Annotated in this window: 13 protein-coding genes; 5 read left to right on the forward strand and 8 right to left on the reverse strand. The window is 73.1% G+C overall.

Going from position 1 to position 13,601, the window contains the following annotated elements; genetic code table 11:
* Nucleotides 1–20 precede the first annotated feature (20 nt).
* The gene (locus tag ACIGFK_RS06610; protein ID WP_376660390.1) at nucleotides 21–1,637 is read right to left on the reverse strand and encodes a carboxyl transferase domain-containing protein; all 1,617 of its coding nucleotides are present in this window, start codon (nucleotides 1,635–1,637) and stop codon (nucleotides 21–23) included.
* Nucleotides 1,638–1,745: 108 nt separating this feature from the next.
* On the opposite strand from ACIGFK_RS06610, the gene ACIGFK_RS06615 reads away from it, so the two are divergent.
* From ACIGFK_RS06615 to ACIGFK_RS06625, 3 genes are all read left to right on the forward strand, one after another.
* Complete coding sequence (locus ACIGFK_RS06615) at nucleotides 1,746–2,324, forward strand: TetR/AcrR family transcriptional regulator (protein ID WP_376660389.1); 579 nt, start codon at nucleotides 1,746–1,748, stop codon at nucleotides 2,322–2,324.
* Nucleotides 2,325–2,389: 65 nt separating this feature from the next.
* Nucleotides 2,390–3,196: a phosphatase gene (locus tag ACIGFK_RS06620; RefSeq protein ID WP_376660388.1), complete on the forward strand. Its 807-nt coding sequence runs from the start codon at nucleotides 2,390–2,392 to the stop codon at nucleotides 3,194–3,196.
* Nucleotides 3,197–3,285: 89 nt separating this feature from the next.
* Nucleotides 3,286–4,101 carry a DUF4253 domain-containing protein gene (locus tag ACIGFK_RS06625; RefSeq protein ID WP_400050795.1) on the forward strand — a complete coding sequence of 272 codons (816 nt, stop codon included), beginning with the start codon at nucleotides 3,286–3,288 and terminating at the stop codon, nucleotides 4,099–4,101.
* A gap of 18 nt (nucleotides 4,102–4,119) precedes the next feature.
* Here the strand turns inward: ACIGFK_RS06625 and ACIGFK_RS06630 are convergent, their stop codons facing one another.
* Together ACIGFK_RS06630 and ACIGFK_RS06635 are read right to left on the reverse strand one after the other, a co-directional pair.
* The gene (locus ACIGFK_RS06630) at nucleotides 4,120–4,266 is read right to left on the reverse strand and encodes a hypothetical protein (protein ID WP_376660386.1); all 147 of its coding nucleotides are present in this window, start codon (nucleotides 4,264–4,266) and stop codon (nucleotides 4,120–4,122) included.
* A gap of 56 nt (nucleotides 4,267–4,322) precedes the next feature.
* A complete protein-coding gene (locus tag ACIGFK_RS06635; protein WP_400050797.1) occupies nucleotides 4,323–5,534 on the reverse strand; it encodes an RNA-guided endonuclease InsQ/TnpB family protein in 1,212 nt (403 codons plus the stop codon).
* A gap of 92 nt (nucleotides 5,535–5,626) precedes the next feature.
* Here ACIGFK_RS06635 and tnpA point away from each other — a divergent pair, with 92 nt between their 5' ends.
* On the forward strand, nucleotides 5,627–6,055 hold the full coding sequence (gene tnpA / locus ACIGFK_RS06640; protein WP_400050799.1) for an IS200/IS605 family transposase: 429 nt from the start codon (nucleotides 5,627–5,629) through the stop codon (nucleotides 6,053–6,055).
* 256 nt (nucleotides 6,056–6,311) lie between these two features.
* Here tnpA and ACIGFK_RS06645 read toward each other — a convergent pair whose 3' ends face one another.
* From ACIGFK_RS06645 to ACIGFK_RS06665, 5 genes are all read right to left on the reverse strand, one after another.
* Nucleotides 6,312–7,190 carry an acyl-CoA thioesterase gene (locus tag ACIGFK_RS06645; protein WP_376662059.1) on the reverse strand — a complete coding sequence of 293 codons (879 nt, stop codon included), beginning with the start codon at nucleotides 7,188–7,190 and terminating at the stop codon, nucleotides 6,312–6,314.
* Between the two features lie 34 nt (nucleotides 7,191–7,224).
* Nucleotides 7,225–8,382 carry an acyl-CoA dehydrogenase family protein gene (locus ACIGFK_RS06650; protein WP_376662060.1) on the reverse strand — a complete coding sequence of 386 codons (1,158 nt, stop codon included), beginning with the start codon at nucleotides 8,380–8,382 and terminating at the stop codon, nucleotides 7,225–7,227.
* A gap of 117 nt (nucleotides 8,383–8,499) precedes the next feature.
* Nucleotides 8,500–10,023 carry a hypothetical protein gene (locus ACIGFK_RS06655; RefSeq protein ID WP_400050802.1) on the reverse strand — a complete coding sequence of 508 codons (1,524 nt, stop codon included), beginning with the start codon at nucleotides 10,021–10,023 and terminating at the stop codon, nucleotides 8,500–8,502.
* A gap of 155 nt (nucleotides 10,024–10,178) precedes the next feature.
* Nucleotides 10,179–10,688: a hypothetical protein gene (locus ACIGFK_RS06660; protein WP_376662062.1), complete on the reverse strand. Its 510-nt coding sequence runs from the start codon at nucleotides 10,686–10,688 to the stop codon at nucleotides 10,179–10,181.
* Nucleotides 10,689–10,865: 177 nt separating this feature from the next.
* Entirely contained in the window at nucleotides 10,866–12,503 is a 1,638-nt protein-coding gene (locus tag ACIGFK_RS06665; RefSeq protein ID WP_400050804.1) for a PucR family transcriptional regulator, read from the reverse strand.
* A 116-nt stretch (nucleotides 12,504–12,619) separates the two neighbouring features.
* Between ACIGFK_RS06665 and speB the strand changes: the two genes are divergently transcribed.
* Nucleotides 12,620–13,582 carry an agmatinase gene (speB, locus tag ACIGFK_RS06670; RefSeq protein ID WP_376659074.1) on the forward strand — a complete coding sequence of 321 codons (963 nt, stop codon included), beginning with the start codon at nucleotides 12,620–12,622 and terminating at the stop codon, nucleotides 13,580–13,582.
* The last annotated feature ends 19 nt before the right edge of the window (nucleotides 13,583–13,601 follow it).

Raw genomic sequence — 13,601 nt, forward strand, 5'->3', positions numbered from 1 at the left:
GTGAGGTCCTCACGCTCGCGTCACATACGGAAGATGCCGAAGCCCGCGTCGCCCAGTGGGGCGTTCGCGCACGCGGTCAGGGCCAGTCCCAGCACCTGCCGGGTCTCCATCGGGTCGATGACCCCGTCGTCCCACAGCCGCGCCGTGGCGTAGTAGGCGTTGCCCTGCTCCTCGTACTGGGCGCGGACCGGGGCCTTGAAGGCCTCCTCGTCCTCGGCGGGCCACTCCTGGCCGGCGCCCTCGATCTGGTCGCGCTTGACCGTGGCGAGGACGGAGGCCGCCTGCTCCCCGCCCATGACGGAGATCTTGGCGTTGGGCCACATCCACAGGAACCGCGGCGAGTACGCCCGGCCGCACATCGAGTAGTTGCCCGCGCCGTACGAGCCGCCGACCACCACGGTCAGCTTCGGCACCCGGGCGCAGGCCACGGCCGTGACCATCTTGGCGCCGTGCTTGGCGATGCCGCCCGCCTCGTAGTCGCGGCCGACCATGAAGCCCGAGATGTTCTGGAGGAAGAGGAGCGGGATGCCGCGCTGGTCGCACAGCTCGATGAAGTGGGCGCCCTTCTGTGCGGACTCGGCGAAGAGGATGCCGTTGTTCGCGATGATGCCGACCGGGTGGCCGTGGATCCGCGCGAAGCCGGTGACCAGCGTCTGGCCGAACTCGGACTTGAACTCCTGGAAGCGGGACCCGTCCACGATCCGCGCGATGATCTCGCGGGCGTCGTAGGGGGTGCGCGAGTCGACGGGGACCGCGCCGTACAGCCCGTACGGGTCCACCTTCGGCTCTTCCGGCGCCTCGACCGACCAGGGCAGGGCCCCGCGCTCGGGCAGGGTCGCCACGATGTTGCGCACGATCCGCAGCGCGTGCGCGTCGTCCTCCGCGAGGTGGTCCGTCACGCCCGAGATCCGGGAGTGGACCTCGCCGCCGCCGAGCTCCTCGGCCGTGACCACCTCGCCGGTGGCGGCCTTCACCAGCGGCGGGCCGCCGAGGAAGATCGTGCCCTGGTTGCGGACGATGACGGCCTCGTCGCTCATCGCCGGCACGTACGCCCCGCCCGCCGTGCAGGAGCCGAGGACGGCCGCGATCTGCGGGATCCCGGCACCCGACATGCGGGCCTGGTTGTAGAAGATGCGGCCGAAGTGCTCCCGGTCGGGGAAGACCTCGTCCTGCATGGGCAGGAAGGCACCGCCCGAGTCGACCAGGTAGAGGCAGGGGAGACGGTTCTCCAGGGCCACCTCCTGGGCGCGGAGGTGCTTCTTGACGGTCATCGGGTAGTACGTGCCGCCCTTGACGGTGGCGTCGTTCGCGACGATGACGCACTCGCGGCCGCTGACCCGGCCGATGCCCGCGATGACCCCGGCGGCGGGGGCGGCGCCCCCGTACATGCCCTCGGCGGCCAGCGGGGCCAGCTCCAGGAAGGGGGATCCGGGGTCGAGGAGGGCGTCCACGCGGTCGCGCGGGAGGAGCTTCCCGCGGGCGGTGTGGCGGGCGCGGGCCTTCTCGCCGCCACCGAGGCGGGCCGCTTCCAGCCGGGCGCGCAGGCCCTCGGCGAGCTCGCGGTGGGCGGCCTCGTTGGTCCGCCAGGCCTCGGACGCCGGGTCCGCGGCGGTCGTCAGCACTGGTGCCTGCTGCATCGGTCGAGCTCCCTTGCTCGGTCCACACTGTGCACACTGTTAATGGTCGTTAACGTGTATGCGCCTTAGGTTAACGACCGCTAACCGCCCTGTCTAGAATGGATTCCCATGAGCACCAGAGCGGCCGCACCGACCCGACGCGAGCAGATCCTCAGTGAGGCCGCCCGCCTCTTCGCCGCGCGCGGATTCCACGGTGTCGGCGTGGACGAGATAGGGGCCGCGGTGGGCATCAGCGGCCCCGGCCTGTACCGGCACTTCGCGGGCAAGGACGCGATGCTCGCCGAGCTGCTCGTCGGGATCAGCGAGCGGCTGCTGACGGGCGGGCGCCGCCGCGTCGAGGAGACCGGCGGGGACCCGGCGGCCCTGCTGTCCTCCCTCATCGACGGGCACATCGACTTCGCCCTCGACGACCGGGCGCTGATCACCCTGCACGACCGCGAGCTCGAAAAGCTGCGGGAGGCCGACCGCAAGCTCGTACGGCAGCTGCAGCGCCAGTACGTGGAGCTGTGGGTGGACGTCGTACGCCGGCTCCACCCCGAGGTGGGCGAGGCCGAGGTACGGGTCTCCGTGCACGCGGTCTTCGGCCTGCTGAACTCCACCCCGCACCTGGCGGCCCTCGGCCGGGAGGCGACGGAGGCGCTGCTGCGCAGGCTCGCGCACGGGGCGTTCGGGGCGCTGACGGCGTGAGCGGGCGCGGCCGGCTGTTCCGAAGATCGGTATGGACGCGGCGGCTCCGCCCCGGCGGCGGCAGAATGGCCCGTATGCCGAAGCCGATAGAGACGCCCAGCCGAGCCGAACTCATCGACCATCTGGTCCGCACGCGGATCGCGGGACAGGTCGCGACCCCGCGCGAGAACAACCTGAGCCACTACCGCAAGCTCGCCAACGGCGACCGGCACTACTGGCTCGGCCTGGAGCTGGGCGACCGCTGGACGGACGAGCAGGACGTGCTCGCGGTGATGGCCGAGCGCGTCGGCGTGGTCGACGACCCCTCGCACCGGGCCGGCCAGGACACCATCGACCCCGAACTGACCGTGGCCGGCCTGGACCGGATGGCGGCCCGGCTGCGCAAGGCGGCGCTGGACCGCCAGAGCGTCCTGTTCGCCACCGGGCACCCGGGCGGGCTGCTGGACGTCCACCGCGCGACGGCCGCGGCGCTGCGGGGCGCCGGCTGCGAGATCGTGGCCATCCCCGCGGGCCTGGTCGCCGACGAGGGCTCCGTGTGGCAGTTCGCGGACGTCGCGGTGCTGGAGCGCGGTGCGACGCTGTGGCACACCCACTCGCCCGAGCCGATGGCCGCGATCCTGGACGGGCTGGCGGCGGAGGGGCGCCCGCAGCCGGACCTGGTCGTCGCCGACCACGGCTGGGCGGGCTGCGCGGCGCAGCGCGGCCTGGACGCGGTGGGCTACGCGGACTGCAACGACCCCGCGCTGTTCCTCGGCGAGGCGGAGGGCACCCTCCAGGTGGCGGTCCCCCTGGACGACCACGTCCGCGACCCGCGCTTCTACGACCCGATGGTGGCGTACCTCCTCGCGGCGGCGGGCCTGAGGGACGCGTAGCCCCTGCGGGCCGCCCTCCCGGGGCTCCGCCCCAGGGTGCCGCGCAGCGGCATCTCCGGCCTGTCAGAGGGAGCCGTTACGGTGGCCGTATGAGCGATCGCCCGAGCCCGCTGACCGCGCTCGGCTCCGCCGTTCCCGGCCTGCCCCCGGGCAGTGTCGTCAGTCGCCCGGTACGCCGCCGGCTGCGACGGGCGCGGATGGAGCCGTTGCTGTGGCTCTCCGACCGGCCGGTGGACGCGCCCGCCTCCGCCTACCCCGCACCCGCCGGGTTCCAGGCCGTGTTGCTCCATGACCGGCCCCACCTGGAGGAGTGGTGGAACACGGACGCCCTGGACCCGGCCCGGGCGTCCGACCCCGACGGCCACCATGCGGAGCCGGTGCTGCGGGAGTTCTGGAGCGCGGTGATCCCGGAACCGGAGGAGGGGGAGGAGCGGGAGAACGAGGAGCTGATCACCCCCTTCGGGCCGGCCTGGCCGGGACTCGCGGCGGCGGGCACCCCCGTCCGGGACCCGGAGACGGCGGCCGCGGAGCTCGCCGCCTCGTGCATGCGGGAGGGCTGGTTCGGCCGCCCCCGCCTCGCCCTGGTCCCCGCCCGCCGCGGCGCCGACGTGCCCGCCGCGCTGGGCTGGGGCGGCCCGCTCAACCACGAGAGCGACACGGCCCGGATCAGCGCGGTGCTGCGCTCCTGGGAGGACCGGTTCGGCGCCCGCATCCTGGCCCTCGGCTTCGACCGCCTCGACCTGCACGTGGCGGCCCCGCCCCGCACCACGGCCGAGGCCCTGCCGGTGGCCGCGGAGCACTTCGCGTTCTGCCCGGACAACGTCTGGCAGGGCTCGGGCACGGTCCGCGACTACGCCGAGGAGGCCCTGACCGGCAATGACCACTGGTCGTTCTGGTGGGACTGACCCGGGCCGGGCGCCCGGTCAGCGGCCGCCCGCCAAGGTGTTCTGGAGCCAGTCGAAGACGACCTCGCAGTGCAGTTGCGGTGCCATGGGGGAGCAGTGCAGCTGAGCGCCTTGCTGCGCGGTCAGCTTGACGTAGTCCTTCGGGGACGTGAGTGCGTCGTACATCCGGCGGGGCTGCCCCGGTTGAAGTGCTCTCCCGGCTGAAGCCGGGAGATTCCTGCTTACCTTGCGGTAGCGGGCTTGACGCGCTTGGCGCGCCTGACGACTGCCCTTCCGGCAGCCGGGATGGGCGCGAGGCCCATCCGGTACAGGTGCAAGACGTTGCGGGCCGCGTTGTGGTCGGCGTTGCCCGACCAGCCGCACTCCGGGTTCTTGCACACGAACACGGCCTGGGACTCCCGGCTGCCGGGCGTGGTGTGGCCGCAGGCGGAACAGCGTCGGGAGGTGCCGGGGGCGGGGACCTTGACCAGGGTGCCGCCGTGCCGGGCGGTCTTGTACGCCAGCATGGTTACCGTCCGGCCCCACGCCTGTCCGCTGATGGAGCGGTTCAGGCCGGATTTCTGGGCGACGTTCTTCCCTGGCTCCTCGAGGGTTCCCCTGGCGGACTTGACCATGTTCGTGATGGTGAGTGCTTCGACCACGACGGTGCCGTAGGTGCGGGCGATGGTGGTGGTCGTCTTGTGCTGCCAGTCCAGGGCCCGGCGCTTGGCTTTCGCGCGCAGTCCTGCGATCCGGTCGTAGGTGTGGTGCAGCCGGCGACTGGTCGGCTCGCCGGGTTGGCGATGGCGCTTACGCTGCGCGGCGCGCTGCTCCAAGCGCCGGAGCCTGGCCTTCTCCTTGGCGGTCAGCCACTCGCCGTGCTCGTACGTCTGCCCGTCCGAGAGGGCGAGGGGTACGGTGATGCCCACGTCGATGCCGACTTCCAGTCCCTGGTGGGCCTCGGGCTTGGCCTCCAGGGTCTGGACACGGAAGGCGATGTGCCAGCCCAGCGTGTCCTTGACCAGCCGGGCCCCGGTGATCCGGTTCTCCGCGTTGGCACGCTTGCCCACGGGCAGGTCTTTGGTCCACCGGAACCGGACCCGGCCCACCTTGGGGATGTTGACCATGCCCCAGCGGCGGTGCACGCGGAGGATGTTCAGGTCCCGGCCCTGCGGGATGTCCACGGACATCACCGTGCGCAGCCGGCCCTTGAAGGTGGGGGCGTCGGCGCGGCCGTCCCAGCAGTTCTTCCACGCCTGGAAGTACGTCTTGAGGACCGCTTGCGCGGCCTGCGCGGGCAGGGCGGCGAGAAAGCCGATGTCCTCGCGGGCCTGCCGTATCGCGGCGTCCGCGTTCGCCAGGGTTCGCTTGTCTTTCGGCATCATCTGCCGCCAGGCGTGCAGCAGGTTCCACATGGCGCGGGCCGCGTGTGCCTGGCCATCGGTCTTCAACACCCCGGCAGGCGAGAGCGCAAGCCGGGCACGGTGCCCGAACTGCCGCTTTACCAGGGTGCCTTGACTCACGATCGGGAACCTAGCGTTGGTTTATGTCACCGCGCTGGAATCCTCATCCCGATGTCAGAACGGGTCGCCATGTTGTCCACAACCTGCACGTTCACTTGGTCTTCGTCACCAAGTACCGGCGAAAAGCGTTCACCAACGCCATGCTGACCCGCACCGAAGAGATCATGCGGGAGGTCTGCGCCGACTTCGAGGCCGAGCTGAAGCAGTTCAACGGTGAACAGGACCACGTGCACCTGCTCGTGCACTACCCGCCGAAAGTCCAGCTCTCCAAGCTGGTCAACTCCCTCAAGGGCGTCAGCTCCCGCCTCCTGCGCCAGGAGTACGACAGTCATGTCCGGCGGTACCTGTGGGGCGGACACTTCTGGTCCGGCTCCTACTTCGCCGGATCGTGCGGCGGGGCACCCTTGACCGTCATGAAGCAGTACATCGAGAACCAGCAGCGCCCCCTCTGACCGTCACCACGGAGGCACAGAGCCCTCCGGCGCTCCGCGCCTCCTGCCCAAGGATGGCCTTCACCCCCGCCCTGAAGGGCGGAGCACTGGCCAAGACCAAAGGTAGACGCGGGCGGGCAGGACGGCATCCGCTCCGCACGGGCCGCGAGCCGTCCCCGCGTGCGGTCGCGGACGCACCGCACCCGGTGCGGCAGGGCGGGAGCCCGTATGCCGACCGTTCGGGGCTCATGGGGCCGTTCGGCGGAACGGCCCCGGGTCAGGCACGCGGAACGCGTACGACGCCTTCCTGGATGACCGTGACCGCGAGGCGGCCGTCCTGGGTCCAGATACGGGCCTGGCCGAGGCCCCGGCCGGCGGCGGCCGAGGGGGACTCCTGGTCGTACAGCAGCCACTCGTCGGCGCGGAACGGCCGGTGGAACCACATCGCGTGGTCCAGGGAGGCCCCGACGACGTCGCCGACGGCCCAGCCGCCCCGCCCGTGCGCGAGCAGCACCGAGTCGAGCAGGGTCATGTCGGAGACGTACGTGGCCAGACAGGTGTGCAGCAGCGGGTCGTCGCTGTCCAGCTTGTCGGCCGTACGGAACCACACCTGCGTGTGCGGTTCGATCGGCTCGCCGACGCTGCCCCACGGCGGGGTCGTCGCGTACCGCAGGTCCACGGCGCCGCGCGCCGCGATCAGCCGCTCCACCACGCCCGGATCGCGGAAGACGTCCCGGTACTCGGGCAGCGACTGCTCCGCCGTCGGCAGGGACTCCGGGTCCGGGGCGGCGGGCATGGCGGCCTGGTGGTCGAGGCCCTCCTCGTACGTCTGGAACGACGCCGAGAGGTGGAAGATCGGCTGGCCGTGCTGGACGGCGACCACGCGGCGGGTGGTGAAGGAGCGCCCGTCGCGGATCCGGTCCACCGAGTAGACGATGGGCGCGCCCGCGTCCCCGGCGCGCAGGAAGTACGAGTGCAGCGAGTGCGCGGTGCGGTCCCCGGGCACGGTCCGGCCGGCCGCGACCAGTGCCTGGGCCGCGACCTGACCACCGAAGACGCGCGGTACCAGCGAAGGGCGGCTGGTACCGCGGAAGATGTTCTCCTCGATCTGCTCGAGGTCGAGCAGATCGAGGAGCGTCGTCAGCGACTCGTTCATGGGGAAAGGGTAAGTGCCTTGACGGATCGAGGACTTAAAGGCCCATGGACTTGGCGATGATCGACTTCATGATCTCGCTGGTGCCGCCGTAGATGCGGTTGACGCGGTTGTCGGCGTACAGGCGGGCGATCGGGTACTCGTTCATGTAGCCGTAGCCGCCGTGCAGCTGGAGGCAGCGGTCGATGACGCGGTGCGCGACCTCGGTGCAGAACAGCTTGGCGCTGGCGGCCTCGGCCGGGGTCAGCTCGCCCGCGTCCAGGGCCTCCAGGGCGCGGTCGGCGACGGCCTGGGCGGCGTCCACCTCGGCCTGGCAGGCGGCCAGTTCGAACTTGGTGTTCTGGAAGTGCGCGACCGGCTTGCCGAAGACGGTGCGGTCCGTGACGTACTGCTGGGCGAACCGGACGGCCGCGGCGGCCTGGGCGTACGCGCCGAAGGCGATGCCCCAGCGCTCGGACGCCAGGTTGTGGCCGAGGTAGTAGAAGCCCTTGCCCTCCTCGCCGAGCAGGTCCTCGACGGGCACCTTCACGTCGACGAACGCCAGCTCGGCGGTGTCGGAGGTCTTCAGGCCGAGCTTGTCCAGCTTGCGGCCGATGGAGTAGCCCTCGGACTTGGTGTCCACGGCGAACAGGGAGATGCCGAAGCGGCGGTCCTCCGCGGTCGGGGCGGCGGTGCGGGCGCAGACGATCACGCGGTCGGCGTGGACGCCACCGGTGATGAAGGTCTTGGCGCCGTTGAGGACGTAGTGCGTGCCGTCCTCGGAGAGCTTGGCGGTGGTCTTCATGCCCGCGACGTCGGAGCCGGTGCCCGGCTCGGTCATCGCGAGGGCCCACATCTCCTCACCGGTGACGAACTTCGGAAGGAAACGCTTCTTCTGCTCGTCGTCGGCCAGCATCTTGATGTACGGGAGGGCGAGCAGCACGTGCACGCCGGAACCGCCGAAGTTGACACCCGCGCGGGAGGTCTCTTCGTAGAGGACGGCCTCGAACTTGTGGGTGTCCAGGCCCGCGCCGCCGAACTCCTCGGGCACGTTGATGCCGAAGACGCCCAGCTCGCCGAGCTTGTAGTAGAAGTCGCGCGGAGCCTGGCCCGCGGCGAACCACTCGTCGTAGACGGGCACGACCTCGGCCTCGATGAAGGCGCGGATCGTCTCGCGGAACGCCTCGTGGTCCTCGTTGAACACCGTACGGCGCACGGCCTGCTCCCTTCGGTCGCGGCAGTCCGCCGCCTGAATCTAAGCGCTTGCTCAGAATAAGTTACCGGCGGGTTGTCCTCCCTGTCCAGAGTGCCGTTCGCCACTGCGCGCGAGGGATCAGCCCGGCACGCCGAGCCGGTCCAGCAGCTCGTGGAGGCGGGCGGCGGAGAGGCCCGGGTTGGCCGCGGCGCCCTCGGCGGTCGCCGGGTCCTCCAGGAGCGCCGCGAGGAGTGCGGCGGGCAGCAGCGGGTTCGCGGCGGCGGCCCTGCGTACGACGGCCTCGGGATCGGAGAGGAGCCGTACGGGCGCCTGCGCCAGCGTGACGTCGGCGGCGGCCAGCGCGCGGACCTCCGCGTCCTCGTGGCCGAGGAGGTGCCCGAGCCCGGTACGGGGCAGGGTCGGCAGCGTCAGCAGGTGCGGGCGCTGCCCGGGGCTGGTGAGGAAGGTGTCGAGCACGAGCGCGGGCGGGGCGAGGGGGTGGTGGCAGGCCAGCGCCCGCCGCACCTCCGCAGCCGGGTCCGCGGCCAGCAGCTCCACCAGCTCCCCGGGCAGCAGCCGGTAGGTGGCGGCGATCCGGCGCAGGGGCTCGTGCTCGGAGCGGGCGCAGTCGGAGTACCAGTCGCCCTCCCGCTCCAGGTAGCCGTCGACGATCGCGCAGGCGCAGCCGAAGCTGTGGAAGACGGCGTGGTCGAGGACGTCGCGCTGGGCCCAGGTGCGGGGCAGCGGGTGGATCCGTGCGCGCGTGCGGACCCTCTCGTCCGGGTCCTCGGCCAGCTCCGCCAGGAGCGCCGGGCCGATGTCGGCCTGGGCCGCGACGGCCGCGCGGACCTCGGGATCGGGGTCGCGGGCGAGGCGGGCGACGGCGTCTGCGGGGGCGTCGCGGTTGTAGGCCAGCTCGTAGAGGTTGCGGCCCTCGGCGAGACAGGCCTCGACCACGGCCCGGGACACGGGGCGGTTCATGAGCAGGTGCTGCCTCGCGTGCCCGTCCTGCTCGGGCAGCTCGGCCTCCAGGGCCTCGGGGTCGCGCTCGCGGGAGGCCCGCTGCGCGGCCCGGAGTGCGGCCTCGCGCACCGTGGGATCGGGATCGGCGAGGAGGGCCGCGTGCTGCTCGGGGGCCAGGCTTTCCCAGCTGTAGGTCGCGTAGGCCCGCAGCGCGGGGTCCCTGTGCTCGGGCAGACGGCGGCGGAAGGGCATCGGTATCTGCCCGGAGGACTCCAGCTCCTGGCGGATCTCGTTCGCGGTGATGTGGAAGTCGCCGTCCGGATCGTCCTGCGCGGCCAGCAGGACCTCCAGCGCCGCGTCGGGCAGCGGGCGGACCCTGCCCGTCCGGGGCCGGGGACCTCCGGCGAGCCAGGCGCGCACCAGCGTGTGGGGGTCGTGCGCGAGTCTGCCGCGCTGGGCGGGATCGGCGTGGGGGTTCTGGGCGAAGGCCCGGCGGACCGAACGCTCGGGGTGGGCGAGTACCGCCTCGACGACGGCCGGGGGCAGGTCGCGCTCCCCGCAGAGGGCCGTCCAGGCCTCGCGGGCGGCCGGGTCGAGGAGGCGTACCAGGACGTCGGGCGGCGCGGCCGGATGCGCGGCGATGCCGCGCAGCCAGTGCTCGCGGAGCGGTCCGGGTCCGCTGGGGAGGTCGGAGGGCATCGGGACATCCTCGCAGCGGTCACGGCCGGGCCGCGCGGGGGTTTCGTGCGGCGCCGTGGGCGGGGGGAGAGGCAGGGCCTCCCGGTGCGGCTCGGAGGGTTCACCCACCGCCGAGCCGCCCAGAAGGCCCTGCCTGACGTCCCGGGACCGGGACGTCAGAACACGACGGTGCCCTCCGGCGGGATCACGATGTCGCCGAGGTCCTTGAAGAGGATGTCGGTGCCGCCCTGCTGGATGTGCAGCACGACGTGGTCGTACTCGACCCGGGTGAGGTTGACGGTCCAGTTCCCGTTGGGGCAGACGTCCCGTGAGGAAGGGGCCTCCGGGATCGGGAGGTTCACGTTGGTGAAGGTGATCTGGCCGTTGCGCGGGTTGAAGTTCCGCGTCGGGCCGACGACGGTGTTGAACTCGGTGCCCTGGCCGGGAGCGGTGTTGCCGCCCCGGTTCACGCAGAGGTACTCGGCCTGGACGGAATCCGCCGTGAGGAAGGCGGCGGTGGGGCGGTTGCCCAGACCGGCCGCCTTGCCGCTGCACGTGAGGCCCGAGGTGAGGGACTTCGTGCACGTGACGGCACCGATGAAGTGCTCGCCCTGGGCGGTGGCCGTCACCGTGCCGGCGGCACTGGCGACGAGGGTGAGGAGCGCGGTCGCGAGGACGCGTCGCATGGAATCTCCGTTTCGATGGAGGCTGAGACGAGTGCGCGACGGGCCTCCGGGCCGCGTCGGCGACCCGGCCATGTCACGCCGGAGCCCGGACCATGCGCGGCTTGGGGTGTCCGGCGTAGGGATCGAGCCGGTGTGAGTGACACCGTCGGCGGGTCTTCGCGAGGCGCGTGCGGGCCCTCAGGCCTCCTGGTCCCGGCGGAGGGCGAACCACAGCTCCATGCGGACGTCCGGGTCGTCGAGGTCGCGCCCGAGGAGCGCCGCCGTGCGGGCGGTGCGCTGGCGGACGGTGTTGCGGTGGACGCCGAGCGCGGCCGCGGTGCGGTCCCAGCTGCCGTGGTGGGCCAGCCAGGCGCGCAGGGTGGTGCGGAGGGCGGGGCTCAGGGGGGCCAGGAGGGCCTCGGCGTGCGCGCGGGCCTCCGCTTCGCCGACCAGCCCCGCGAATCCGGGCTCCGCGTGCCGGGCGAGCGGGGTGCGGGAGGCCTCGGCCCGTTGCAGTGCGCGCCGCGCCTGGGCCTCGGCGGCCTCCAGGGCCTCGGGGCCGGCCGGGGCGCCCACCCCGAGGCGCCACCCCGGCTGCGGGGCGGGCTCCCGCTCGGTGAGCAGGCGTACGTCGTCCCCGCGCGCGTCCAGCAGTACGGTGCCCAGCGCGGCCGCCAGGGCGTGCGGGTCGCCGGTGCCGCGGGCGTGGACGACGTACCAGGGCCCGGGAGCGAGCGCCTGGGCGGGGGACCCGCCGAGGAGGAGCCCGGTCAGCGCGGCGGCCTCCGAACCGGCCGGGCGGCGCGCGGTGAGCAGGCTCAGCAGCACGACCGCCACGGAGGCGATGGTGTGGTCGCCGGGGGTGCGGGCCGGGGTGGCCAGCGCGAGCACCCGCCCGCCGCCGACGGCGTAGGCGGCCAGGTGGGTGCCGCCGAGGGTGTCGGTGGCCGTCGCGACGCCCCCGCGGACCCGCTGCGCGAGCGCCGCCAGGGCCCCCAGCGCCTCCTCGCCGGGCTGGAACCCGCCCCCCGCCGCCGCCCTGGCCGCGCGGAACCCGCCGGCCGCCCCGTCCCCGCCCCCACCGCCCCGCCCCGCCCCGGCCCGGGTGTCCGTGCCCGTCCGGGGTCCGGTGGCGGCGGTTGCCCCCGGTTCGGTGGTCGGCTCCGGCTCCGGCTCCGGCTCCGGCACGGGCGCGGGCGCGGCGGCCGTGGCGCCCGGGACCTCCTCCGGCTCCGGGGGCAGCAGGGCCGCCCAGCCGCCCAGGCTCGCCGCGAGGCGGGCCAGTACGGCCGGGACCGGATCGGGGCGGGCGGCGGCCGCCGCGAGGGACTGCTGGGCTTCGGTCACCCGGCGCAGCTCGCGGGTGCGCGCCTGCGCCATCAGCCGCCAGACGGCGCGGGCGACCGCCGTGAACGGGGTGCGCGGCGGCACCTCCAGCAGCGGCAGCCCGTACCGGTCGCACGCGTCGAGCAGCGCCTGCGGGACGACCTCGTGCACGGGCGTCACCCCGAACCCGAGCGCCCCCACCCCGGCCCGCACGAGCCGCTGCACGTACTCGGCGGCGTCGACTCCGGCAACCCCCGCCCCGGCAGGGCCGGCGAGGCCCGCGCCCGCCGTCAGGAGCAGTTCGCCGCCCAGCAGGTAGGGGGACGGGTCCGCCATCTCCGAGGCGTGCACCCCGTGGACGTCCACCGCGCCGATGCCCGCCGGGCCGCCGCCCGCGAGCAGCCGCAGGCCCAGCTCGTCCGTGCCGAGCAGCGCGGTGAGCCGCACCGGCTCGGTCGGCGGCGTGGGGCGCGCGCCCGGTCGCTCCGCATCACCGGAAGACGGCCGCATGGATACTCCGTACAGGTCAAGGAGAGGCAGTGGATAAAACATACACTTCGCGCCCCCTCGGCGTCCGCTTACGCTCGAAGGACCGCACACGTCAGGCCAGAGAAAGAGGCACAGCCATGAGCACGCAGCCGCGCGGACCCGTCGACTCCTCCCGCATCCCGCGCTACGCGGGCCCCGCGACCTTCGCCCGGCTGCCCCGCCTCGACGAGGTCGGTTCCGCCGACGTCGCCGTCGTCGGCGTGCCCTTCGACTCCGGTGTCTCCTACCGCCCCGGCGCCCGCTTCGGCGGCAACGCCATCCGCGAGGCCTCGCGCCTGCTGCGCCCGTACAACCCGGCGCAGGACGCCTCCCCCTTCGCCCTGGCGCAGGTCGCGGACGCCGGCGACATCGCCGTGAACCCCTTCAACATCAACGAGGCCGTCGAGACGGTCGAGGCCGCCGCCGACGAGCTGCTCGCGGGCGGCTCCCGCCTGATGACCCTCGGCGGCGACCACACCATCGCGCTGCCCCTCCTGCGCTCCGTCGCCAAGAAGCACGGCCCGGTCGCGCTGCTCCACTTCGACGCGCACCTCGACACCTGGGACACGTACTTCGGCGCCGAGTACACCCACGGCACCCCGTTCCGCCGCGCCGTCGAGGAGGGCATCCTCGACACCGAGGCGCTCTCCCACGTCGGTACCCGCGGCCCGCTCTACGGCAAGCAGGACCTCGACGACGACGCCAAGATGGGCTTCGGCATCGTCACCTCCGCCGACGTCTACCGCCGCGGCGCCGACGAGATCGCCGACCAGCTGCGCCAGCGCATCGGCGACCGCCCCCTCTACATCTCCATCGACATCGACGTGCTGGACCCGGCCCACGCGCCCGGCACCGGCACCCCCGAGGCCGGCGGCATGACCTCCCGCGAGCTGCTGGAGATCATCCGGGGCCTGTCCTCCTGCAACCTGGTTTCGGCCGACGTCGTCGAGGTCGCCCCGGCGTACGATCACGCGGAGATCACCTCGGTCGCGGCCTCGCACACCGCGTACGAGCTGACCACGATCATGAGCCGCCAGATCGCCGCCTCCAAGGCGAAGTAAGGCGAAGCAGGCGGCCCAC

It is taken from the genome of Streptomyces sp. NPDC085524 (assembly GCF_044541755.1).
Taxonomy (GTDB): domain Bacteria; phylum Actinomycetota; class Actinomycetes; order Streptomycetales; family Streptomycetaceae; genus Streptomyces.